The organism is Mucisphaera sp. (assembly GCF_965279675.1).
In the GTDB taxonomy this organism is placed as follows: domain Bacteria; phylum Planctomycetota; class Phycisphaerae; order Phycisphaerales; family Phycisphaeraceae; genus Mucisphaera.
Map to the genome: position 1 here is coordinate 2,789,820 of NZ_CBDIIJ010000002.1, position 21,770 is coordinate 2,811,589.

Consider the following 21,770-nt stretch of genomic DNA (forward strand, 5'->3'; position numbering starts at 1 on the left):
GCACTCAGCCCGCCGGAGCCGCCGTGGGAGTTGGTGCTTCAGTCTGTGGCAGCTTCACACGCAAGTGAAGCTCCTTGAGCTGATCCAGATCCACCTCCGAAGGAGCACCCGTCAGCAGGTCCGCACCGTTCTGCGTCTTCGGGAACGCAATCACATCCCGGATGTTCGTTGTGTCACACAGATGCATCACGATCCGGTCGAGACCAAACGCAATCCCACCATGAGGCGGCGCCCCGAACCGAAGCGCGTCCAGCAGGAAGCCAAACTTCTCACGCGCTTCCTCCTGCTCAATCCCCAGCACCTTGAACACCCGCTCCTGTAATTCCGTGTTGTGCATACGAATCGAGCCGCCACCCAACTCCGAACCGTTCAAGACCAGGTCATACGCCAGCGACCTTACCGCCGCCGTATCCGACTCCAGCTTGTCGATGTCCTCAGGATGCGGGCTCGTAAACGGGTGATGCAGCGAGTGCCACCGCTTGCCATCCTCGTCCCACTCAACCAGCGGGAAGTCGATCACCCACAGCCACTCCCACTGACCCGGCTTGATCAGATCAAGATCCTTCGCCAGCTTCAGCCGCAGCTCACCCAGCACCCTGTGCACCACCGCCGGCTTCGGACTCACACCAAAACACACCAGGTCGCCATCCTCAACGCCCAACCGCTCAACCAGCGCATCCCCAATCGGTGCAATGAACTTCGACACACCCGTCGTCCAGGCCCCGCCTTCACGCTTCACCACCGGCAGGCCGCCAGCACCAAACTGCTTCACCCACTCCGCGAGCCCGTCGGTCTCCTTCCGAGACATCTTCGCCCCACCCGGCACACGGATCGCCTTCACGATCCCGCCGCCTTCCACCGTCGAGGTAAACACCTTGAAGTCGGTCTGCGTCGCCAGATCTGTAACATCCACCAGCTCCAGCCCGAACCGCAGGTCTGGCCGATCCGACCCGTACCGATCCATCGCCTCCGCGTAGGACATCCGACGGATCTCCGGCACATCGATGTCCAGTACCTCTTTCCAGATCCGCCGCATCAACCCCTCATGAGCCTCGAGCACGTCCTCCTGCTCCACGAAGCTCATCTCCACGTCCAGCTGCGTGAACTCCGCCTGCCGATCCGCACGCGGGTCCTCATCTCTGAAACACCGAACGATCTGGAAGTACTTATCAATCCCGCCCGACATCAGGATCTGCTTGAACAGCTGCGGGCTCTGCGGTAGCGCGTAAAACTCACCCGCCTGCAACCGACTCGGCACCAGGAAGTCCCGCGCACCCTCGGGCGTCGACCGGCACAAAAACGGCGTCTCCACCTCGTAGAAACCCAGCTCGTCGTAGTAGTCACGCATCACCTTCGTCACCCGGTGACGCGTCTTCAGAATGTTCTGCATCGCCGGCCGCCGAAGATCAATAAACCGATACCGCAGACGCGTCTCCTCACCCGTCCGTGCTGCATCGTCAGGCGTGAAAGGCGGCGTGTCCGCCTTGTTCATAATCTCCACAGCCGTTGCGTCCACCTCGATCTCACCCGTCGCCAGCTTAGGGTTCGCCATCCCCTCCTCACGACGCAAACACTGGCCCGTGATCCGCACCACATCCTCGTTCCGAAGACGATCACCCGTCGCATGCGCCTCCGCGTTCTCAGGGTGAAACACGATCTGCGTGATGCCTTCACGGTCCCGCAGGTCGATGAAGATCACGCCCCCGTGATCCCGGTAGCTGTTCACCCAGCCACAAAGCGAAACAGTCTGGTCAACATGCTCGGCACGCAGAGCGCCACAGTCGTGAGTTCGTAGCGACATGGTCGTCGGAGTCCTGATCGAAAAAAAGGCAACATCAGCAACGAGAAGGGGGGTCCCATCTCTCTATCGGTCGAGCCCGGCAGTTTAACCGACCCCGACACCCATCGCCCCCACAACCCGCAGCCACAACCACCCCGAAGCCACCCAGCCCCGCAAACCCCTAAGCTACCGCCATGTTCACAGGCATCATCCAGACCGTCGGCCGCGTCGCCGCCGCCACCCCCACCCCCGCCGGCCTCCGCTTCGAGATCGACACCCAGGGCTGGGTCCCCGACCGCGGCTACCAGCCAGCCCCAGGCGACTCCATCGCCGTCTCAGGCGTCTGCCTCACCATCGCCGACATCCAGGCCCGGAAGGGGGGTGGTGGGGGTGACGGAGTAGGCACCATTAGCTTCGACGTCATCACCGAGACCCTTAACAAAACCACCCTCGGCCGCCTCAAGACCGGCTCGCCGGTCAACCTCGAGCCCGCCGTCCTCCCCACCCAGCCCATGGGCGGACACGTCGTCCAGGGCCACGTCGACGCCACCGGCGAAGTCACCGCCATCGACAACAACCCCGCCGACTGGCGCCTCACCCTCCGCCCACCCCTCGAACTCATGCCCACCATGGTCCCCAAAGGCTCCGTCTGCATCGATGGCGTCTCCCTCACCCTCGCCGACCGAACCGACGACACCATCACCGTCGCTCTCATCCCCACCACCCTCGAACTCACCACCCTCGCCAACCTCAAACCAGGCGACCCCGTCAACCTCGAAGCCGATGTCCTCGTCAAGGCCATCATCCACACCATCCATAACATGACCCAACCCGAGAAGGGCGGTCAAGCCGAAGCGATCTCCATGGATTTTCTTCAGCGTGCCGGCTTCACAAGCTGACCCGCTCACGCCGCCAAACAAACCACCGTCAGATCATCCGGCTGATGCAGTGAGCCCACCGCCGCCGACAGCTTCCCCTCCAGCCGCATCAGCCCCGCCTCGACACCCTCACTCGCCATCTCATCAAACGCCTGCAGATACCGCGTGTTCGCCTCACCCGCCGTATCCGGAAACGCCATCTCAAAACCATCCGAGTAGATCAGCAGCCGATCACCCTCGCCAAGCTCAACCTCGCTCACCTCAAACTCCGGCTCATCAAACACCCCCAGCAACGGGCCATCACAACCCTCCACCGCTACCCTTGATCCGTCGGCTCGTATCACCAGCGGCAGCGGATGCCCCGCCCGACACAGCCGCACCCGACGCGATCGCGTGTCGTAAAGCCCAAACACCGCCGTCGCAAAACGCACCTGCTCGTCCTGCCGTGCCAGCAACTCCGCATTCAGCCGCTGCAGCGCCTCCGCCGGATCCACCGGCTCGCTCCGCCCCGTCACCCGCGTCGGCAGCAATGCATGCTGCAGCGCCTGCCGGATGTACACCGTCAGCAACGCAGCCGGCACCCCATGCCCCACCGCGTCCGCCACGAAAAACGCCACGTGATGCTCATCCACCCGCCGCGCATCGTAGATATCCCCACTCACATACGAAGCCGGCTTCCACAGCACATGCACGCTCAGCCCATCCCCACCCGGCAGCTCCCTTGGCAGAAACTCCCGCTGCAGCTGAGCAGCCATCCGCAGCTCCTCATCGATCATCCCGATCTGCTTCGCAAGCCCCACCTGCTGACGCTCGATCCGCTCCATCTCCTCCGTCAGCAGATCCAGGAGCGACGCCTGACTCATCAACCCCTGCAAAAGTGCCACCGCACGAATCGGGTCCGCAGCGGGGGGGCAGATCACCACACCCGCCCGATCGATCCGCCCAAACCCACGCCTTTCCGGCCAACGTGTGAACATCGTCGGCACCGCTTCCCGCTCCACGTAATCAATCGCCTCGTAGTACCCATCCCCCTCGGGCTCGTGAATCCGAAGCCAGCATGCCGAAGGCCGCTCAACCTCCCCAAGCGCCGCAGGCCCCACAATCGCTACATCCGGCCGATCATCCACCGACCAGCACCCCAGAAACCGCTTCACCTCCACACGGGCCGCATCCAGATCCCCATCATCCACCACCAGCAGCATGCCCGATTCAGCCATACGACACCGTCTCCCAGCGACCCACGCACAAAAGCACCGCGCCGCTGCGTGCGTTATCGGCCTACTCCGCCATCGCCTTAAGAGCCTCCAAAGGCAGCTCAATAACATCCCCATCCGCCACCTCCAGCTCGTCCAGCAGCCCACCCGCGATCTCAATCGCAAACTGCGCTGGCCAACGCGAGCCATACCGCTTCAGCGCCAGCTCATTCCGGTCGTATGGCTCCACCTGCATCTGATGCGTCTGCACCACCGTCCCCCTCCCATCCAGGAAGATGATGTCGATCGGCACCAGGCACCGCCGCATCACAAACTCCCGCCTCGCCTCGCTCGGAAACACAAACAACATCCCACCATCAGGTGCGATCTCCGCCCGATCCGACAACCCCTGAAACCGTGTATCCGGGTCCGCCGCGATCTCCAGCCGAAACACCCGCCCATCGATCTCCACCGCCTGAATCTCAGCCGTCGCGATCGCCTCAGCGATCTCCTCCGCCGTCTTCGGCTCAGGCGAGCACCCCACCACAACCACCGCCAGACAACCAACGGCCATCCAGCTCACCAGCCATCTCATCCGTCCAGCAACCACGCCACGTCCTCCTCGGTGCACGTCGCCGCACCCTTAGGCAAACAATCCAGTTCAAACCTACCAGCAAACGCCTCCGCGTCCATCACCTCACGCTCAGCCGTGACCCCCGACCACCACGCGATCAACCCGACCACTCGCTCGGTTCCGACCCCTTGCTCCCGAAACCACGCCACCCGCGTATCCCCATGCCGCTTCGCCAGTCGCCGCCCATCCTCACCCAACACCAACGGCACATGCACATAGCTCGGTACCCGATCCTCCCAGCCTAGATACCGATACAACCACCGCTGCCGCGCAGCCGCCCCCAGCAGATCATCCCCCCGAACCACGTCCGTCACGCCCTGACGCACATCATCCACCACCACCGCCAGCTGATACGCAGGCAGCCCAGCCTTCGTCGCCACCACAAAATCCCCCACCTCGGCCTGCACATTCACCTCCATCCGCTCCGCAAACCCATCCTCAACCACCACCACCTCATCCGGCACCACCAGCCGCCAGGCCCACTCACCCTCCACCAGCAGGCCCCGACCCGCCGCATGCTCCCGCACCGCCGCCCAGTCCGCCTCCGACGCCGGTCGCGACAACCCCGGATACCGCAGCTCATGCGCCCCAGCCTGCGGCGCCGAAAGAGCCCCCTCAATCTCCCGCCGTGTCGCCGCACACGGATAAATCAGCCGCCTTTCAACGAGCGACGCCAAAGCCTCCCGATACGCCGTCAGATCCACCGCCTGGTACACCGGCCCCTCATCCCAATCCATCCCCAGCCACCGCAGATCCTCAATCGCCCCCCGATCCGCCCCCGCCTTCACCCGCGGGCCATCCAGATCCTCCACCCGAAGTAGCACCCGCCAACCTCGCTGCTTCGCCAACGCCCAGTTGATCAAAAACGTCCGCGCATTCCCCAGATGCAACGCCCCCGTCGGCGAAGGCGCGAGCCGCGTGAGGTATGTTCTCGCTGATGAGGTCACAGGAGCAAACTCATTTCAGGGTCGACAGGCTGCTAGACAAGCAGCTGGCTCGTTACTCGAAGTTGAGTCTAGCTCAGGTCAAAGCGATGCCAGAGCAAACCATTCATTCGAGGAAAGTAACTGAAAGGGTCGAATTTGTTGTGCATACTCATAAAGCCCAACGTAACGACGGCTGCGTACTGTTAATCAAAGCCAAGCTTGCCTTCAAACGACTGTTTTGTTCGGCTCTCAGCAGCTACGGTGGCGTCCAGTACGGTGTCTCAAAGTCTGATGTGCGACTGTTGGATGGTGACGAACTGATGGAATGGACTGACCATTGGGAAGAACTCTCAGAAGCGAGGTACTACGCCGGAAGGAGGAGAGTTCAATGACTAAGGCGAAGTCACCCCGCCTCGCCATCCTCATCTCCGGCGGCGGCCGATCCCTACAGAACCTCGCCGACCGCATCGCCGACGGCCGCCTCAACGCCTCCATCACCCTCGTCATCGCCTCCAACCCCAAAGCCGAAGCCGCCGCCCGCGAACGCAACTTCCACATCCACGTCCCCATCAAACGCATCCGCAGCAAAGACCACCCCGACACCGCCACCTTCTCCGCAGCCATCTTCCAGGCCTGCCGCGAAGCCCGGGCCGACCTCGTCGTCATGGCAGGCTTTCTCAGCCTCCTCAAGATCGCCGAAGACTTCCACCACCGCGTCATCAACATCCACCCCTCACTCCTGCCCGACTTCGGCGGACCGGGCATGTACGGCCACCACGTCCACGAAGCCGTCCTCAATGCCAAAGCCACCACCTCCGGCTGCACCGTCCACATCGCCGACGACCGCTACGACTCTGGACCGATTCTCGTACAAAAATCTTGCCCGGTGCACCCAGACGACACCCCCGAATCACTCGCCGCTCGCGTCTTCGAACAGGAATGCGAGGCACTGCCCGAAGGCATCCTCGAAGCACAGAAACGCTTGCAAATATAAGACCTTAGCATTCGCCTAAGCATGATTACGACAAAGCATCACTAAGCTCTTTGCGACAACTTATCCACCGTTTGGAGCAACTTTTCCACCTTCATAGTTTTCGCTTGCAATGCCCCCAGAGAAAACTAAGGTGGCTCTCAGTCCTGGCACTGAGGCCGGGGCTGGTCCTCAACGGGACCTGCTCTTTGACAAGGTGGCACACGCGTCGGATTGCTCGACACCCGGTGGCAGAGATGCCATCAAGCCGCAAACCTCATGAGTTGTCTTAGCGGGCAACGCAGACGGAGCGTGGTGGTGATCGGGCGCTTCGGTCTGGAACAAGTGTCTCGGTACCGGCGAAAGCCAGCCCCGGAGCACAGCGGGAAAGACCGTCTGGATATCAGTCCGCTGATGGCACGTCTTCGATGAATGGCCAACACACTGCCTCGGCAGGGGGTTGAACAGGAGTCGGATACGGGCAACAAGCACTGAGGTGACCAGGATGTTGGACAGCCGAGTGGCTTCACCGCCAACCTCACTGACCAACACCGCTCGTCACAGGAACTCATCGACCTGCAAGCCATAGAGCAACGCGTCAGCGTTGCCCCGTGACAAGTCGAGTCGAAGGGAACCGATCCAGAACCACAGGTTCGCACGGATGCAGTCAGATCAGTCACTCCGGTGGATGATCGAGACGGCAACCGACAACCGGTGGAGAGCAGTCTCAGCCCTACGCAGCACGTGGGATCAAGCCACGTCGGACCCGTCGTTCGCACCCGATCACTTGTGATCGGATGAAAACGAAGCGTCGCAGGCGAGCAGGTGAAAGCGAGCGTGCAGGGAGCCTGAGGGCGACGTGTCTGCCCGGGCCGTTGATCGCTGATGAACGGCTTGGGCAGATGACGTCGCGACTGGCGCCGCGGACGAGGCATGCATCGCGCTCTGGCTACTGGGGCCAAAGCGATCGGTGCTGGCAGCGTCTCGCGGGCAAAGGCCGGCGTGGATCGTTGTACTGGGTGCGGACGTTGACGGACGCTCCACACCGTCCAGCAGCACAGCGAAATCTACGCAGCTCAGGGAGACTGGACGACGAGAACGGATGCAACTGGATGGTGTGAAACATCCCGGCCCAACCCGTGGCCTCAAAACCGCGGCAAAAGCAGGAATCGGAAGCACCACCCGAAAGCACCGCAACTCGCCGGTTCTTCTTGAGACACCCGACGCGCCCATGTGCACAGGGTAAGGCGGAAAATCACGAAAGTGGCGACCCGCCGAGGCCACCTTGAAATAAGAGACGATCGATCACGACCACGCATCTCGCATGCGTGGAACCGAACCGACCGTGCCCGTTAGGATCAGCCCCCGCATCAGTGCTTTTTTTATGCGCTACCCATCACCGGTACGCTCGTTACCCATTCGTTCGAACACTAACGCAATACGTTTCGTGATCGACACAGAAGAGACCGCCGAAAGCGTCCAGGCATGGCTGGCCGATAAACCTGAACACACCCGTAGGAATTGAGTCTTCACCCTGATTCAGCGCACGACGGTGCCACGACCTCTCGAGATCGATGCAGTGAATGGGTACCAACCAGTCATCGAATGGCACGAACCATGGGGCAAGGATTTTGCCAGGCTTGGACCCTATACCAATCCGACAAAGACACTCGCAACACTGATTCCACTAAGCCTGCTTGCCGGTTGTATGCTCTTCGCGCTGCAGACAAACCTGCATCTGTCTAACCCATCCCGGATCTATCCGGCTTCCGGATACATGGGATGGGTGCTGATACTGTTCAATACTGCTCTGGCTGTCTGGGCTATCACCGGCGTCGGTTTCCTCGCCACTTACGGCAAACAGCGTTTCATCAGGATCACCCGCGACACGCTTGCCATAGCGTCCGGAAAGATGCCGACCGAGGGATTCATCTGGGCCATATCGAACGCATCGTTTCTCGTAAAGAGATACCCCCTCGACGAGCTATCCAGCGCACATATGGATTCGAATGACGACGGCGAGCACTCGCTCGTCATAAAGCATCGCGACACACGCATCCGATTGGTCATCGACCGGGATCAAACCGCGCAGGAGATCAAGAAATGGCTCAATCAGTTGCATCTGCCTCAGGCATCCGAGCCGATACAACCAAACACACCAAGACCGATCTCGCACCTCCCCGCGAGGAGTCAGACTGAGATGGCCTTGAGAGCACTTCCCTGAGGAATAGATACAAAGTCCGATAATCATAGTTATGTTTAATTCAAGCCAGATGACCGAGCCTCTCCAGGCTCAATTCCTCGCCTTCCTCGTCCAGACCCTCAACGCTCAGTGCATCCTCGAAGTCGGCGTCTTCACCGGGCTCACCACCCTCCTCAAGGCCACGAAAACACCTTCGACCTCGCCTACATCGACGCCGACAAAATCGCCTACCCCGCCTACTACGAGCTCACCCACAAACTCCTCAGGCCAGGCAAGATCATCGCCCTCGACAACATGCTCCGCTCCGGCCATGTCGCGGACCCTCAAAACTCCGAACCTTCCATCATGGCCATCCGAGAACTCAACTGCACCATCGCCACCGACCCACGCGTCGACGCCAGCTTCTTACCCATGTACGACGGCCTCCTGCTCGCTCGCAAACGTAGCGAGATAGAGCCTAACTCTGCATGAGCTCACGCGCCGCAAGCTTCCGCTGCTCCGCTTCCCGATAGCGCATCCAGATCACCGGCAGCAGGATCGACCCGAGCACACCACAAAGAAAGCCACCCAACAGCAGCGGGTAGTACACGTGATACGGCTGCTGGTCGATGAGCGCAACCACACCAGCAATCAACGTCACCAACCCAAAAGCGATCATCAGGAGCCACGCGCCCAGCACCCAGACCTTACCAATCCCACGCGGCGCAAGCGTTCCCGAGATTCCGCCAAGTAAACCGCAGTAGATCCCGACAGTCGCTCCACCGTAGCCGCCAGCATAAGCCGCAGTTGTTTCACTCCACCATGCCATCAGTCTGTTCCTTCCTCTGAAGCCTCTGTCTCCTCCCGAACACGCCTAAGTACTTCCCGCGCAGCCGCAGGGCTCATCTCCCCCCTCTCAACCAACCCCGCGAGATACTCCGCCACCGGACTCGGCCGCCGACCCGCACGAATCGCCTCCAGCCGCTCAATCACCCGATCCACCCGAGCCCGAATCGTCGGATACGACACCCCATAAACCTCCGCCAGCCCCTTCAACGACCCCGAATGCAGCACCCACGACAGGATCAGATCCTGATCCTCCCGACTCAGCTGCTGCAACGGATGATCTTGCGACTTTGTCATTATTCAATCTCAATAAACAATCTTAAATGTAGACTTAAAGAAAATCAAGATGTAGATGAAGATGATTGAATAATTCGTCTCAAAGAACACCCTTCACAAACCCCTCCGATTCGGTTAATCTCTTTAGAAGCCACGACTAAGGCCGTCTCGACTGCAAACCTGACACCTCATAGGAGAGAGAAATGACCACCCGTACCACCCTTCTGGCCGCGAGCGCCCTCGCACTCACCACCGCCACCGCGAACGCCGACCTGCTCCTCGAATGGACCTTTGACGAGACCGCCGGCAACGCCATCAACACCGGCACGCTCGGCGCAGCTGGCGACGGCGTCCCCGGTGCCACCGCCGCCCGCATTGCCAACACCCCTTCGGGCTCCGGCCTCGCCGCTGACCTCACCGCCGCCGGTGCCGGCAGCATCTTCTCCGCCGGCGACCTCGACGTCATCGACGGACTCAATACCTTCACCCTCTCCACCTGGATCAACATCCAGGACCTCAACTCCGCCCAAGGCGGCTCCGGCAACGTCCGCCTCATCTCCGAGCAAGGCGGCGGCTCCTTCCCCGGCCCCTCCTGGAACCTCAATAACCCCAACACCGGCACCCGCGCCGCCGACAACGTCCGCACCGCCCTCTTCGTCGGCGGAGACAACGGCTTCGCCGCCGGCTTCCAGACCGACCTCGATATCAACGCCCTCGACCAGTGGGTCTTCCTCGCCGTCGCCGTTGACCTCTCCGTCGCCACCGACAACATGACCTTCTATCTCGGCAGCACCACCAGCCCCCTCGCCGTCGCAGGCGTCGCCACCACCGGTGCCATCGGCCCCGTCCAGTCCGATGGCGGAGCCGCCACCGAATTCGGCATCGGCTTCACCTCCGCCGCCCCCACCGCCGACACCTCCCTCAACGGCTACCAGGACAACGTCCGCGTCTGGGACGAAGCCCTCTCAACCGCGGCCCTGACCGACGTCTTTGTTCGCGATGGCGGTTTCGTCCCCGAGCCCGCCTCGGCCGCCCTCCTCGGCCTCGCCGCCGTGGCCATGCTCCGTCGCCGCTAAGACGACGACCCAATCCAACCACACCGATAAACGCAGCGCCTCCGGGCGCTGCGTTTATCTTTTGTCCGCCACTGAGCCCGACACTCATTGAGCACCAACACCATCCCAGATAACCTGCGGATAATCCCTTACCCACCCAAGACCCCGCGTCGATGCCCGCCGATCAACGCCCCACGGAGCCCCGATGGACCCTGCCCTCGCCGAGGCCCTCGCCAACGTCTCTCAGGACGACCAGCAGTCGCCACCCCCCACGACCGCCCTGCTCAGGGACCGCGCTAAAGCCAGCCTCGATAACGCCGTTGCCAAGCTCCTCTCCCTCCAGCACAACGACGGCCACTGGTGCGCCGAGCTCGAAGGCGACTCCATCCTCCAATCCGAATACATCCTGATGAAATGGATCCTCGGACAGGAAGACGACCCCCGGCTCCCACACATCGCCAACCACCTCCGCAAACAACAGCGACCCGACGGCACCTGGGGCCAGTACCCCGGCGCGCCCATCGACCTCTCCGCCACCGTCAAAGGCTACTTCTGCCTCAAGCTCGCCGGCGACGACACCCGCGCCCCCCACATGGCCCGTGCCCGCCAGGCCATCCTCGACGCCGGCGGTGCAGAACGCGTCAACACCTTCTCCAACTTCTACCTCGCCTGCCTCGGACAGGTCCCCTACTCGGCCATCCCCTCCATCCCGCCCGAGATCATCCGCTTCCCCAAATGGTTCTACTTCCACCTCGACAAAATCGCCTCCTGGACCCGGGCGATGATCATCACCCTCTCCATCGTCGTCACCCACAAACCCGTCCGCCACCTGCCCGAACACCTCCGCATCGACGAGCTCTACCTCTCCGAACGCGACCGCAACCGCTTGCTCCCCACCGTCCTCAACCCCCACCCCTTCTGGACACCCGTCTTCAGCTGGATCGACAAAGCCCTCAAACTCGTCGACCTCATGGGCGGCACACCCTGGCGAGCCGGCGCGATCAAGCAGATGGAACAATGGGTCCTCACACGGCTCGACCACACCGACGGCCTCGCCGCCATCTTCCCACCCATGGTCTACCTCCAGGTCGCCTTCCGGCTCTGCCTCGGCTACCCCGAGGACCACCCCTTCCTCGTCGAAGCCCGCCGCCAGCTCGACCGCTTCATGATCAAAGACCCCGACACCCACGACATCCGCCTCCAACCCTGTTTCTCGCCCGTCTGGGACACCGGCATCGCCGCCTACGCCCTCACCGAAGCCGGCCTCGACCACACCCACGAAGGCCTTAACCGCGCCACCGACTGGCTCATCAGCAAAGAAGTCACGATCAAAGGCGACTGGGCCAACAACCTCCCCGACGACACCCCCGCCGCCGGTTGGTTCTTCGAATACGAAAACGCCTGGTACCCCGACTGCGATGACACCGTCATGGTCGCCATGGCCCTCCACCGAACCCACCGCGAAGACGCCATCGCCGCCGGCAACCGAGGCGTCGACTGGGTCCTCGCCATGCAGAACCCCGATGGCGGATGGGCCGCCTTCGACAAAAACGCCGCTGGACGATCCATCCTCGAATACGTCCCCTTCGCCGACCACAACGCCATGCAGGACCCCTCCTGCCCCGACATCACCGGCCGCGTCCTCGAGTGCCTCGGCCACCACGGCTTCACCGCCGACCACCCCGCCGTCCAACGCGCCATCAGGTACATCCAGTCCCGCCAGGAACCCGACGGCCCCTTCTTCGGCCGCTGGGGCGTCAATTACATCTACGGCACCTGGCAATCCATCGGCGGCCTCGACCGCCTCGGCTACGACATGACCCAACCCTGGATCCGCAAAGCCGGCGAATGGCTCAAATCCGTCCAGCAACCCGACGGCGCCTTCGGCGAATCCGCCGACACCTACGAAGACCCCTCCCTACGCGGGCAAGGCCCCCCCACCGCCTCCCAAACCGCCTGGGCCATGATGACCCTCCAGGCCATCTACGGACCCGACGACCCCGCCGTCACCGCCGCCGCCCAATGGCTCATCAACACCCAACAACCCGACAGCGACTGGCTCGAAACCGAATTCACCGGCACCGGCTTCCCCCGCGTCTTCTACCTCCGCTACCACCTCTACCGACTCTACTTCCCGGTCATGGCGTTAGGAAGATGGTTTCAAGCTCATCAAACTCGATGACAGTTGAACACTCACGGAAGCTGTTGACGCTGAAGACGGCTTCCGAGACGCTCTACTTGGCCAAAGACTTCCCGTACTTCTGGCATCATCCGTTCGATGATGGAGAGCTGCTATTCCGCCCAACGAGTTTCCAGAACTGCGGCGCTCACGGCAAAATGTGGATCATCGCCAGACTCGGAGCCTCATTCGGCTTTCCACCATACTTCATGCCCAACTGGGACTCGTGTTTCGAGTGCATTGCCGAGACGGATGAACGCCTTTACCCGAAAGGTACATTCGTCGTCAGTGTGCACGGGTTGAATGATGTATCCGATGAGATGCAGGTCAAAGCCCTTGATCTGTTCGTCGACGCAGACCGAGACTGGCGTGAACGACAAGAGCCGTACAAGGCCGTGGTCATCTTGAATAACTTCTCACGCATCCTGGATGCTTCACATCTAAGCAAGTACAGATTCAATCCGCTCAGCGTGTAGAGGCTTTCTAGCCCCTCATCCCTCCAACTCCCCCTCCAGCACCGCCCCCGAGATCTCGAACGTCCGCAGCAGCGTCGCCTTCGTGATGCTCATCATCACCTCAGGCGGCCAGTTCAATTCCGGATCCTGCTGATACTGCTTCGGGATCACCCCCAGCGACAACGCCGACACCTCCTCCTCCACCCGCCGACGACGACGCTCCGCCGCCTCCGCATCCCCCCGCGCCACCGGATCACTCAGGTCATACGCCAGCAAAAGCGTCGTCACCTGCCACTCAAAATACCCTTGCAACGGATTCTCCGAACCCGCATCCGATCCTGTCTGCGCCATCTTCAATACCTCTAATCAAAACGAGCTCCAGGCGGAAGCCCGGGGCCAAGGTTCTCTCAACCCTCAAACGCCCGAAGCGCTTCTTCCAACGTAAACCGCCCCTCATACAACGACCGCCCGATGATCGCCCCCTGCACCGGCAACCCCTTAATCGCCTCCAGGTCCGCGATCGTCCCCACCCCCCCGCTCGCCACCACCGGCACATGCGTTGCCTCCGCCACCTCCCGCGTCGCCGCCAGACTCGGCCCCTCCAACGTCCCATCCGTCGCGATATCCGTAAAGACAATCGCCGCCAACGGCCAGTCCGACACCTTCGCCGCCAACTCCATCGCCGTCGTCGCCGTCGTCTGCTCCCAGCCGTCCACCGCCACCCTGCCCGCCTTCGCATCCAAACCAAGCACCAGCCGCCCCCGATACGTGGGATTCCCCATCAGCCCCTCAAACCACGACCAGTTCTTGAGCGCCGCCGTCCCCAGCACCACCCGATCCACCCCCGCTCGCAGCAGATTGTCTATCGTCACATCCGACCGCACCCCGCCCCCAACCTCCACCTTCAGCGATGTCTCCTGACAGATCGAAGCAATCTCCTTCAGATGCTCCATCCGCCCCGACCGCGCCCCATCCAGATCCACCAGATGCACCCACGTCGCCCCCGCCTCTTTAAACGCCCGAGCCTGATCTAGCGGGCTCTCCCCATACGTCGTCTGCTGCCCGTAATCCCCCTGATACAACCGCACCACCTTCCCCCCACGCATGTCAATCGCTGGAAACAAAATCATCACAATCCTCTATCGCTAAGCAGGCTGCTGATAGCCCGAGTTCTAGTTTCTATAAACGGTCTTGCCTTCACGAGCCCAGGACGCAAGTCTTAGGACCCCTCTGCCTTTACGAGCCCAGGACGGAAGTCCTGGGGCCCCTCACTTACTTCTTCACGTGCCCCGAGAGCAAGCCCGGGTGTGCTTCAACCATCAGTCATACAAAGGCGGCGGCGCCGGATGCCCCACCACCTCACCCTCCGGAGCATTCCCATCCCACGCCCGTATCCGGGCATGCCCCGGCTCCTCCACGTGCAGCCGCGCCAGCTCCACATAGTGTGCCGCCAACCACTTCATGTACTTCTTCTCATTCTCCGTCGTCTCCCGAAGCACCTTCCCCGGCAACCCCATTACCACCATCCCGTCCGGCACCTCCATCCCCGGCCGCACCACCGCACCCGCCGCAATCAGACACCCCTTCCCGATCTTCGACTGACCCAACACCGTCGCCTGCATCCCGATCAAAGACCCATCCCCGATCTCCGACCCATGCACCACCGCCGCATGACCGATCACCACATCATTGCCAATGACATTCGGCATCCCCGAATCACAATGAATCACCGCATTGTCCTGCACGTTCGTCCGATCCCCAATCACAATCGGTGCCACATCCCCGCGCACCGCCGCCCCGTACCAAAACGTCACGTCCTTCCCCACACGCACATCCCCCAGCACCCGCGCCGTATCCGCCAGATAAACACCATGCCGCTTGCTCATACTCATATCAGCAATACCGCCTAACCAATATCAGCCATCACTCACAACCACATCATCCGAAACACCCAGCCGCTCCGGCTCCGCCTTGCCACGCTGCCACACATCGCGCACTCGAAACGCCTCCACCGGCTCCGGATGATCCAGCCGGTAATGCGTCCCCCGACTCTCCTCCCGCCACTGCGCAGCCCGCGTGATCATCCCGCCCGCCGTCAACATGTTCTGAACCTCCCACCCCGCCACGTCATCAAAAATCTTGTCCATCGTGTACCGCGCCCAGAAATCGATCATCCCCTCCACCTCATCCAGCCGCTTCCCATCCCGCTCGATCCCCACGTGACGCCACATCACACTCCGTAGCGACGACCGCACATCAGGCAGGTCCAACTCCGACCGATCCGAAGGCCGAATATCCGAGATCACCTTCATAGGCGTATGCCCCGCCACCTCCGCCGCCCGCTCCCGCGCCAGAACCCCCGCCCGCGCCCCGCACACCAACCCCTCCAGCAGACTGTTCGAAGCCAGTCGATTCGCCCCATGAAACCCCGTCGCCGACGCCTCACCCACACAAAGCAGGTCCGTCACATTCGTCCGCCCATGCGTGTCCGCCAACACCCCGCCCACCATGTAATGCGCCGCCGGCTGAATCGGAATCGGCTGCTCCGTCGGATCAATCCCAAACTCCCTCAGCCGCCGATCAATCCCGGGAAACCGCTCCGCAAACCGCCCCGCCTCAAAATGCCGCACATCCAAATACACATTCGTATGCCCCGTCTTCGCCATCTGCGCCACGATCGACCGGCTCACCACATCCCGCGGCGCCAGCTCCCCTCGCTCGTCATAGTCCGCCATGAACCGATGACCCGTCCGATCAATCAGCCGAGCCCCCTCCCCACGCACCGCCTCCGTAATCAGCGACCGCGTCGCCCCCGCAATGTAAAGCGTCGTCGGATGAAACTGGATAAACGCCAGATCCGCCATCGCAGCACCCGCCCGATAGGCCATCGCCAGACCATCCCCCGTCGCCACCTCCGGATTCGTCGACTCCCGAAACACCTGACCGCACCCACCCGTCGACAGCACCGTCGTATGCGCCCAGATCACCTGCAACCCAAACTTCGGGTGATAGGTGATCGCCCCCAGACAACTCGACGGCGCGCCCTCTCGCGTAATCAGATCCAGCACAAAACACTGATCAAACAACCGAATCGAGGGACTCTTCTCCACCTGCTCATGTAGCGTGGCCGCCAACGCCTTCCCCGTCGCATCACCATGAGCATGAACAATCCGCGCCCGCCGATGCCCCCCTTCCCGCCCAAGCTGATAACCCCCACCCGGCTCCCGATCCAGCGCCATGCCCAGCCGAGCCAGCCGCTCAATCTGCGCCGCACTCTCCGCCACGATCTCCCGAGCCACCCCAGCATCACACAAATCCCCACCCGCATGAAGCGTGTCCTCCACATGCGCCTCAACCGAATCCTCACCCCCCAGCACCGCCGAGATACCCCCCTGCGCCCACGCCGTGCTTGTCCGGTCCCACGCCCCCTTGCACGTCAGAATCACATCCGTATGCCCGCCCCCATTCGCCGATTCCACCGCCGCCGACATCCCCGCAACACCCGTCCCGATCACCAGCACATCCGTGAAAATCTGCGGCAAAAGCGTCGCCCGAAACGGGATGAGATAACGCCTCTCTTCGAAGAACTCGCTAAGCATCGCCGCCGCCTTACCGCCGTGTCACCGCGTCAGTCGGCAGAACGCCAGAATAAGAGAACTCAGCCCGCGGTAGCGGGATCCCCGTCTCCGTCATCACCACCCGCAAATCACCAGGCGGCGTATACGTCACCTTCCCCGACGCCTTAAACGGCTGCCCCATCACCGCCCCGCCCTCAGTCGACAACGCCGCCAGCAACTCAATCGTCTGCACACCCGAAGCCGGCAGGCTCGCCGCCGGCAGGTCGCGATCCGAAAAACTCGCCCCCCCTTCCACCGACACCGTGAAATCCACCCACCCCAGCTGAACCGGCTCGTCCCAAGGATTCTCCATCGCCAGCACCACCAGCACCGACGCCCCCTCCGAACTCGATTCCAGCACCTCCACCCGCGAAACCTCAAGCTCCGGCCGTGGGGCCAGACACCCGACGCTCACCGCCGCCAGACCAACCAAAACCAACGCTCGCAGGGCCTTCATCATCACCAAAGTCTAGGGCCAGACCTCCCCCGACACCAACCCGCTCCCGACTCAGCTCCGACTACCACGCCAGCCGCCGCAGTCCCGACCCCGGCTCCACCTTCCGCCACACCACCACCGCCTCCGCAATCATCCAGACCTCAATAACCAGCGTCACCACCGCCACCCCAATCAGCAGCCAGTTCGGATGCTCACTCCCCCACCACCCCACCAACTGGGTAATCAACGCCCAGGCCGGAATCACCAGCATGAACACCATCGGGGCCACCAGAAACCAAACCGGCTTCGCCTGCCGACGCAGATAAAAAGCAATCACCAGAAATGCCAACCCACCCAGCAGCTGATTCGTCGCCCCGAACATCGGCCATAAAATCAGCCCCCCCTGACCCGCCGTCGCCCAGCCCCACTCCCTGCCCGGTGCCGGCATCGCTGCCATCCCCGTCGCGATCACCACCGCCACCGCCGTCGCCACCCACCGACTCCGAAACACCGAAACCACCCCAGTGACCACACCATGCGACGCACCCGTACGCACCCCGCGCTCCGCCACCGTTCCCGCCAACTCCTGAATCACATAACGCTGCAACCGACAAGCCGTGTCCAGCGTCGTCCCCGCAAACGACGCCACCAGCACCCCCATCAGCGCCACCGCAATCCCTCCCGGCACCCCGATCGCCTTCAGCAGATTCGCCGACCCATCCACAAACCCGCCCACCTTTCGCGCCAGCGAGTCCGCCGACGCCCACGAGTCATACCGACTCGCCCACGCCTCCGCCCCCAGCAGAACCCCGCCCTGGCTCCCAGCCACCCCCAAACCCAAACCCGCCACACACGCCAGAATCACCACCGTTGCCAGAAAACCCTCCGTCAGCATCCCGCCAAATCCCACACACCGCGCCGCAGGCTCCGACATCAACTGCTTCGACGTCGTCCCCGAACTCACCAAGCAGTGAAACCCGCTGATCGCCCCGCACGCAATCGTGATAAACAAAAACGGCAGCATCGCCGGCGCACCCTCAGGCGACCACTCCCACGCCGGCGCCGCAATCTCCAGAGGCGGGCGCACCCCCTGCACCGGTGCCCCACCAATAAACGCAGCCACCACCAGCCCCAACACCACCATCCCCAACGCCGTAATCAACTGCAGGCTGTTGATGTAATCCCTCGGCTGCAACAACAAACCCACCGGCAGAATCGATGCCACCGCGCTGTACAACAACAACGCAATCACCCACCACATCACATCCCGGCTCGCCAGATACCCGTTAAACCCCGCCAGCACCCCGCTGTCCCCGTAGACAACCGACAGATACATCAGCCCCAGCACCAGCACCGACGGCACCAGCAGCTTCCGCCCTCCCCGACGCATCCACAAGCCAATCATCACCGCCAACGGAATCTGCAACAGACAAGGCGTGATCGCCGCCGGATACGTCTTGAACACCGCCGCAATCACCAACCCAAAAATCGCCAGCACGATCGTCAGCGCCAGAAACAACACCCCCAGAAACAACAACCGCACCCGCGGCACAATCACACGACCCGCCACCTCACCCACCGTCTGCCCGCGATTCCGTAGCGATACCACCAGCGACCCAAAATCATGAACCGCCCCAATAAAGATCGAACCCATCAACACCCACGCCAACGCCGGCACCCAGCCCCACATCACCGCGATCGCCGGCCCCACGATCGGTCCCGTCCCCGCGATCGACGTGAAATGATGACCGAACACCACCACCGTCGGCGTCGGCACAAAATCCACCCCGTCCCGCAAACGCTTCGAAGGACACACCGCCCCCGGATCCAAACCAAACACCCGACGCCCGAGCCAACGCCCATACGTCCAGTAAGCCAGAATCAGAAGAAGCCCCGAACCCAGGGCGATCGCGAGAGGTCCCATGACCCGCAAGCATAACAACCCCTCGGAATCGTCAGTAAGACAACATCAGACCCGCCACCGCTCAAACCGCTCCCGCATCTCCGCCTGCTCGGCCACCACGCGCTCCCTCAAAAAACCCAGCGCCCCCTCCGCCCCCATCGGAATCAGCCGCTCCGCCGCAATCGGCTCACCCAGGCTCACACCAATCTGCCCCTTCAGCTTCGGCAGACCCCGCCCCTTCGGCCACACATCAAACGGTCCCTCCACCGCCACCGGCACCACCACCGGCTTCGCGCGCTTGATCAGAAGCATCAGCCCAGGCGAAAACTCAGCCACCTCCCCATCCTCACTCCGCGTCCCCTCCGGATACACCAGCAGCGCCTGACCCTCACCCAACTTCTGAATAAAGCCCCGCATCGCCGCCATATCCCCCATGCCCCCCTCCACCCGACGAACCGGCATCGAATTCACCGAGTTCAGCAAAAACGCCAGCCATCCCTTCGCCCACAGAGAATCCCTCGCCATCGAATAAAACTGCCGCCGATGACAAGCCGCCGCCAGCAACATCGGATCCATGTACGACTGATGATTGCCCACCAGCAGCACCGGCCCGCGACTTGGCAGATGACCAGAACCCCAGATACGCATCCGGTAGCAAAGCATGAACCAGCTATAAAGCGTCGTCGCACACAACGTCCACCACGCCACCCGATACCACGCACTGCCCGGCTGCCGATGCCGAAGCGCCCCCAGCATCAGACCTCCACCCCCACCAGCGACCGCACCCGCTCCTCCAGCAGATCCACCACCTCATCCAATTCCATCTCCGAGGTATCAATCCGCTCCGCATCATCTGGACAGATCAGCGGCCCATCCTGACGCGTCGCATCCTTCCGATCCCGCAGAATGATCGCCTCCCGAATCTGCTCCAGATCCACAGGCTTCCCCGCCGCCCGAAGCTGATCCGCCCGCCGCTTCGCCCGGATCGAAGGACTCGCATCCAGATAAAACTTCGCATCCGCATCCGGAAACACCACCGACCCCTGATCCCGACCCTCCGTCACCAACCGAGGATGAGCCTCAGCGATCCGTCGCTGCGCCTCCACCATCACCTTCCGTACCGCCGTCATCGACGACACGTCCGACACCCACGACGTCACATCCGGATCCCGCAGTCGATCCGTCAGGTCCCGCTCACCCACCAGCAACCGAGGCGGCGACGCCGTCCAGTCAAACCGCACCCCCACCGACCGCGCCAACTCCACCACCGCATGAGGCTCCTCCCCGATATCAATCCCCCGCCCCAGAGCCTTCGCCGTCAACCCACGATACATCGCCCCCGTATCCAGCATCTCCACGCCCAGCCGCTCCGCCAGCCGCCACGCCGCCGTCGACTTCCCCGAACCCGCCGGACCATCAAGCGTCACAATCAATCGCTTCATGCCGCAAAGTCTAACGCCCCCAAGCCCCCCCTGCCGCAACAGACGAACACATCCTCAAGCCACCCCTAACCGTCCGACAAATGAGCCCGGTCGCGACGCGACCGCGGCCACATCCCCCGATCCGCCGGGTACCACGACCCTTCATAGTCGTGCCGACAACCAACCATCACCCCACCCCCAGAAGCCACCCTCATGGAACAACAACCAAACCACCCTCGCACACAAAGCCCGGCCCGCAAGCCCCCGGGACAATCACCACCAAGCCACCACGAACCACACGCCTTGTAACATGCCCCAAAAACCAAGGAATCCCTCATGGGCCAAGGCCTCTTCTTCACCCAACTCCTCGACCCCACCACGCAGTTCTACGCGCTCAGCTGGATCCTCGTCGTCATCATCTCCATCACCATCCACGAGCTCGCCCACGGCTTCGCCGCCGTCTACCTGGGCGACGACACCCCCATCCACCTCAACCGCCTAACCGGCAACCCCATCGTCCACATGGGGCCCTTCTCCCTCATCGCCCTCCTCATCGCCGGCATCGCCTGGGGACAGATGCCCGTCGATCACACCCGCCTCAAAGGCCGCCACGCCGGAGCCCTTGTCGCCGCCGCTGGCCCCGCCTCCAACATCCTCCTCGCCATCCTCGCCCTCACCACCCTCGGCCTCCTCCTCCGCTTCGACCTCCTCCCCCCCGAAGCCACCTGGGCCACCAACGCCAACACCTTCCTCTGGGTCGCCGGCGCCGCCAACCTCATCCTCGCCTTTTTCAACCTCCTCCCCGTCCCGCCCCTCGACGGCAGCCATATCTTCGCCAACTACAACCGACAATTCGCTGACTTCATCACCGACCCCGCCAAGCAAGGCGTCCACATCCTCATGTTCGTCTTCGCCTTCATCACCATCCCCCTCGTCGCCCCCCAAATCATCAACCTCGCCCTTATCTATCTCAGCATCATCACCGGCTAAACCAACCAACGCCCGCGATACCGAGGCGA

Annotated in this window: 23 protein-coding genes and 1 pseudogene; 10 read left to right on the plus strand and 14 right to left on the minus strand. The window is 62.4% G+C overall.

Annotated elements, in window-relative coordinates; genetic code table 11:
- Nucleotides 1-4 precede the first annotated feature (4 nt).
- Nucleotides 5-1,801 (minus strand): aspartate--tRNA ligase, encoded by a 1,797-nt coding sequence (gene aspS / locus ACQZAB_RS12025; RefSeq protein ID WP_428389766.1) that lies wholly within the window; start codon nt 1,799-1,801, stop codon nt 5-7.
- 173 nt (nt 1,802-1,974) lie between these two features.
- On the opposite strand from aspS, the gene ACQZAB_RS12030 reads away from it, so the two are divergent.
- Nucleotides 1,975-2,679 carry a riboflavin synthase gene (locus ACQZAB_RS12030; RefSeq protein ID WP_428389767.1) on the plus strand — a complete coding sequence of 235 codons (705 nt, stop codon included), beginning with the start codon at nt 1,975-1,977 and terminating at the stop codon, nt 2,677-2,679.
- 5 nt (nt 2,680-2,684) lie between these two features.
- On the opposite strand, the gene ACQZAB_RS12035 is transcribed toward ACQZAB_RS12030, so the two are convergent.
- The 3 genes from ACQZAB_RS12035 to gluQRS form a co-directional block, all read right to left on the minus strand.
- Nucleotides 2,685-3,875, minus strand: coding sequence for a PP2C family protein-serine/threonine phosphatase (locus ACQZAB_RS12035; protein ID WP_428389768.1), 1,191 nt, complete (start codon nt 3,873-3,875; stop codon nt 2,685-2,687).
- A gap of 61 nt (nt 3,876-3,936) precedes the next feature.
- A complete protein-coding gene (locus tag ACQZAB_RS12040; RefSeq protein WP_428390159.1) occupies nt 3,937-4,425 on the minus strand; it encodes a DUF192 domain-containing protein in 489 nt (162 codons plus the stop codon).
- A 17-nt stretch (nt 4,426-4,442) separates the two neighbouring features.
- On the minus strand, nt 4,443-5,432 hold the full coding sequence (gene gluQRS, locus ACQZAB_RS12045; protein WP_428389769.1) for a tRNA glutamyl-Q(34) synthetase GluQRS: 990 nt from the start codon (nt 5,430-5,432) through the stop codon (nt 4,443-4,445).
- Nucleotides 5,433-5,518: 86 nt separating this feature from the next.
- Between gluQRS and ACQZAB_RS12050 the strand changes: the two genes are divergently transcribed.
- From ACQZAB_RS12050 to ACQZAB_RS12070, 5 genes and pseudogenes are all read left to right on the plus strand, one after another.
- A complete protein-coding gene (locus ACQZAB_RS12050) occupies nt 5,519-5,803 on the plus strand; it encodes a hypothetical protein (RefSeq protein WP_428389770.1) in 285 nt (94 codons plus the stop codon).
- Nucleotides 5,800-6,405 (plus strand): phosphoribosylglycinamide formyltransferase, encoded by a 606-nt coding sequence (gene purN / locus ACQZAB_RS12055; protein ID WP_428389771.1) that lies wholly within the window; start codon nt 5,800-5,802, stop codon nt 6,403-6,405. Before ACQZAB_RS12050 ends, purN begins: the two co-directional genes overlap by 4 nt.
- 1,528 nt (nt 6,406-7,933) lie before the next feature.
- Nucleotides 7,934-8,605, plus strand: a complete 672-nt coding sequence (locus ACQZAB_RS12060) for a hypothetical protein (protein ID WP_428389772.1) — start codon at nt 7,934-7,936, stop codon at nt 8,603-8,605.
- Between the two features lie 49 nt (nt 8,606-8,654).
- Nucleotides 8,655-8,716, plus strand: a pseudogene (locus tag ACQZAB_RS12065) (hypothetical protein); the annotation flags it as partial.
- Complete coding sequence (locus ACQZAB_RS12070; protein WP_428389773.1) at nt 8,714-9,055, plus strand: O-methyltransferase; 342 nt, start codon at nt 8,714-8,716, stop codon at nt 9,053-9,055. The pseudogene ACQZAB_RS12065 and the gene ACQZAB_RS12070, both read left to right, overlap by 3 nt.
- Here ACQZAB_RS12070 and ACQZAB_RS12075 read toward each other — a convergent pair.
- Together ACQZAB_RS12075 and ACQZAB_RS12080 are read right to left on the minus strand one after the other, a co-directional pair.
- Entirely contained in the window at nt 9,042-9,392 is a 351-nt protein-coding gene (locus ACQZAB_RS12075) for a hypothetical protein (RefSeq protein WP_428389774.1), read from the minus strand. The two genes, ACQZAB_RS12070 and ACQZAB_RS12075, sit on opposite strands and share 14 nt — an antisense overlap.
- Nucleotides 9,392-9,706, minus strand: a complete 315-nt coding sequence (locus tag ACQZAB_RS12080) for a DUF2089 family protein (protein ID WP_428389775.1) — start codon at nt 9,704-9,706, stop codon at nt 9,392-9,394. Before ACQZAB_RS12080 ends, ACQZAB_RS12075 begins: the two co-directional genes overlap by 1 nt.
- Nucleotides 9,707-9,888: 182 nt before the next feature.
- On the opposite strand from ACQZAB_RS12080, the gene ACQZAB_RS12085 reads away from it, so the two are divergent.
- The 3 genes from ACQZAB_RS12085 to ACQZAB_RS12095 all read left to right on the plus strand — a co-directional run bounded on the left by ACQZAB_RS12085 (nt 9,889) and on the right by ACQZAB_RS12095 (nt 13,395).
- Nucleotides 9,889-10,761: a LamG-like jellyroll fold domain-containing protein gene (locus ACQZAB_RS12085; RefSeq protein ID WP_428389776.1), complete on the plus strand. Its 873-nt coding sequence runs from the start codon at nt 9,889-9,891 to the stop codon at nt 10,759-10,761.
- 184 nt (nt 10,762-10,945) lie between these two features.
- Nucleotides 10,946-12,922, plus strand: a complete 1,977-nt coding sequence (shc, locus tag ACQZAB_RS12090; protein ID WP_428389777.1) for a squalene--hopene cyclase — start codon at nt 10,946-10,948, stop codon at nt 12,920-12,922.
- Nucleotides 12,919-13,395 (plus strand): barstar family protein, encoded by a 477-nt coding sequence (locus ACQZAB_RS12095; protein ID WP_428389778.1) that lies wholly within the window; start codon nt 12,919-12,921, stop codon nt 13,393-13,395. The genes shc and ACQZAB_RS12095 overlap by 4 nt, the downstream gene beginning before the upstream one ends.
- Nucleotides 13,396-13,410: 15 nt before the next feature.
- Here ACQZAB_RS12095 and ACQZAB_RS12100 read toward each other — a convergent pair whose 3' ends face one another.
- The 8 genes from ACQZAB_RS12100 to cmk form a co-directional block, all read right to left on the minus strand.
- On the minus strand, nt 13,411-13,725 hold the full coding sequence (locus tag ACQZAB_RS12100; protein WP_428389779.1) for a hypothetical protein: 315 nt from the start codon (nt 13,723-13,725) through the stop codon (nt 13,411-13,413).
- A 56-nt stretch (nt 13,726-13,781) separates the two neighbouring features.
- A complete protein-coding gene (gene hisA / locus ACQZAB_RS12105) occupies nt 13,782-14,504 on the minus strand; it encodes a 1-(5-phosphoribosyl)-5-[(5-phosphoribosylamino)methylideneamino]imidazole-4-carboxamide isomerase (protein WP_428389780.1) in 723 nt (240 codons plus the stop codon).
- A gap of 189 nt (nt 14,505-14,693) precedes the next feature.
- Entirely contained in the window at nt 14,694-15,266 is a 573-nt protein-coding gene (locus tag ACQZAB_RS12110; protein WP_428389781.1) for a gamma carbonic anhydrase family protein, read from the minus strand.
- Between the two features lie 24 nt (nt 15,267-15,290).
- Nucleotides 15,291-16,973 (minus strand): L-aspartate oxidase, encoded by a 1,683-nt coding sequence (gene nadB, locus ACQZAB_RS12115; RefSeq protein WP_428389782.1) that lies wholly within the window; start codon nt 16,971-16,973, stop codon nt 15,291-15,293.
- A gap of 10 nt (nt 16,974-16,983) precedes the next feature.
- Nucleotides 16,984-17,451, minus strand: coding sequence for a hypothetical protein (locus ACQZAB_RS12120; protein WP_428389783.1), 468 nt, complete (start codon nt 17,449-17,451; stop codon nt 16,984-16,986).
- A gap of 58 nt (nt 17,452-17,509) precedes the next feature.
- Nucleotides 17,510-19,351 (minus strand): carbon starvation CstA family protein, encoded by a 1,842-nt coding sequence (locus ACQZAB_RS12125; protein ID WP_428389784.1) that lies wholly within the window; start codon nt 19,349-19,351, stop codon nt 17,510-17,512.
- A gap of 45 nt (nt 19,352-19,396) precedes the next feature.
- Nucleotides 19,397-20,086, minus strand: coding sequence for a lysophospholipid acyltransferase family protein (locus tag ACQZAB_RS12130; RefSeq protein ID WP_428389785.1), 690 nt, complete (start codon nt 20,084-20,086; stop codon nt 19,397-19,399).
- Complete coding sequence (gene cmk, locus ACQZAB_RS12135) at nt 20,086-20,772, minus strand: (d)CMP kinase (RefSeq protein WP_428389786.1); 687 nt, start codon at nt 20,770-20,772, stop codon at nt 20,086-20,088. Before cmk ends, ACQZAB_RS12130 begins: the two co-directional genes overlap by 1 nt.
- Before the next feature lie 315 nt (nt 20,773-21,087).
- On the opposite strand from cmk, the gene ACQZAB_RS12140 reads away from it, so the two are divergent.
- Nucleotides 21,088-21,741, plus strand: a complete 654-nt coding sequence (locus ACQZAB_RS12140; RefSeq protein ID WP_428389787.1) for a site-2 protease family protein — start codon at nt 21,088-21,090, stop codon at nt 21,739-21,741.
- The last annotated feature ends 29 nt before the right edge of the window (nt 21,742-21,770 follow it).

What these genes read in the sequence shown, in the direction of transcription:
- ACQZAB_RS12035 (WP_428389768.1), bottom strand. Translation starts at nt 3,875, where the DNA reads ATGGCTGAATCGGGCATGCTGCTGGTGGTGGATGATGGGGATCTGGAT.
- ACQZAB_RS12050 (WP_428389770.1), top strand. Translation starts at nt 5,519, where the DNA reads ATGCCAGAGCAAACCATTCATTCGAGGAAAGTAACTGAAAGGGTCGAA.
- ACQZAB_RS12120 (WP_428389783.1), bottom strand. Translation starts at nt 17,451, where the DNA reads ATGATGAAGGCCCTGCGAGCGTTGGTTTTGGTTGGTCTGGCGGCGGTG.
- purN (WP_428389771.1), top strand. Translation starts at nt 5,800, where the DNA reads ATGACTAAGGCGAAGTCACCCCGCCTCGCCATCCTCATCTCCGGCGGC.
- ACQZAB_RS12130 (WP_428389785.1), bottom strand. Translation starts at nt 20,086, where the DNA reads ATGCTGGGGGCGCTTCGGCATCGGCAGCCGGGCAGTGCGTGGTATCGG.
- aspS (WP_428389766.1), bottom strand. Translation starts at nt 1,801, where the DNA reads ATGTCGCTACGAACTCACGACTGTGGCGCTCTGCGTGCCGAGCATGTT.
- ACQZAB_RS12140 (WP_428389787.1), top strand. Translation starts at nt 21,088, where the DNA reads ATGGGCCAAGGCCTCTTCTTCACCCAACTCCTCGACCCCACCACGCAG.
- ACQZAB_RS12085 (WP_428389776.1), top strand. Translation starts at nt 9,889, where the DNA reads ATGACCACCCGTACCACCCTTCTGGCCGCGAGCGCCCTCGCACTCACC.
- cmk (WP_428389786.1), bottom strand. Translation starts at nt 20,772, where the DNA reads ATGAAGCGATTGATTGTGACGCTTGATGGTCCGGCGGGTTCGGGGAAG.
- ACQZAB_RS12110 (WP_428389781.1), bottom strand. Translation starts at nt 15,266, where the DNA reads ATGAGTATGAGCAAGCGGCATGGTGTTTATCTGGCGGATACGGCGCGG.
- ACQZAB_RS12125 (WP_428389784.1), bottom strand. Translation starts at nt 19,351, where the DNA reads ATGGGACCTCTCGCGATCGCCCTGGGTTCGGGGCTTCTTCTGATTCTG.
- ACQZAB_RS12030 (WP_428389767.1), top strand. Translation starts at nt 1,975, where the DNA reads ATGTTCACAGGCATCATCCAGACCGTCGGCCGCGTCGCCGCCGCCACC.
- shc (WP_428389777.1), top strand. Translation starts at nt 10,946, where the DNA reads ATGGACCCTGCCCTCGCCGAGGCCCTCGCCAACGTCTCTCAGGACGAC.
- ACQZAB_RS12075 (WP_428389774.1), bottom strand. Translation starts at nt 9,392, where the DNA reads ATGGCATGGTGGAGTGAAACAACTGCGGCTTATGCTGGCGGCTACGGT.
- hisA (WP_428389780.1), bottom strand. Translation starts at nt 14,504, where the DNA reads ATGATTTTGTTTCCAGCGATTGACATGCGTGGGGGGAAGGTGGTGCGG.
- ACQZAB_RS12100 (WP_428389779.1), bottom strand. Translation starts at nt 13,725, where the DNA reads ATGGCGCAGACAGGATCGGATGCGGGTTCGGAGAATCCGTTGCAAGGG.
- ACQZAB_RS12095 (WP_428389778.1), top strand. Translation starts at nt 12,919, where the DNA reads ATGACAGTTGAACACTCACGGAAGCTGTTGACGCTGAAGACGGCTTCC.
- ACQZAB_RS12040 (WP_428390159.1), bottom strand. Translation starts at nt 4,425, where the DNA reads ATGGCCGTTGGTTGTCTGGCGGTGGTTGTGGTGGGGTGCTCGCCTGAG.
- nadB (WP_428389782.1), bottom strand. Translation starts at nt 16,973, where the DNA reads ATGCTTAGCGAGTTCTTCGAAGAGAGGCGTTATCTCATCCCGTTTCGG.
- ACQZAB_RS12080 (WP_428389775.1), bottom strand. Translation starts at nt 9,706, where the DNA reads ATGACAAAGTCGCAAGATCATCCGTTGCAGCAGCTGAGTCGGGAGGAT.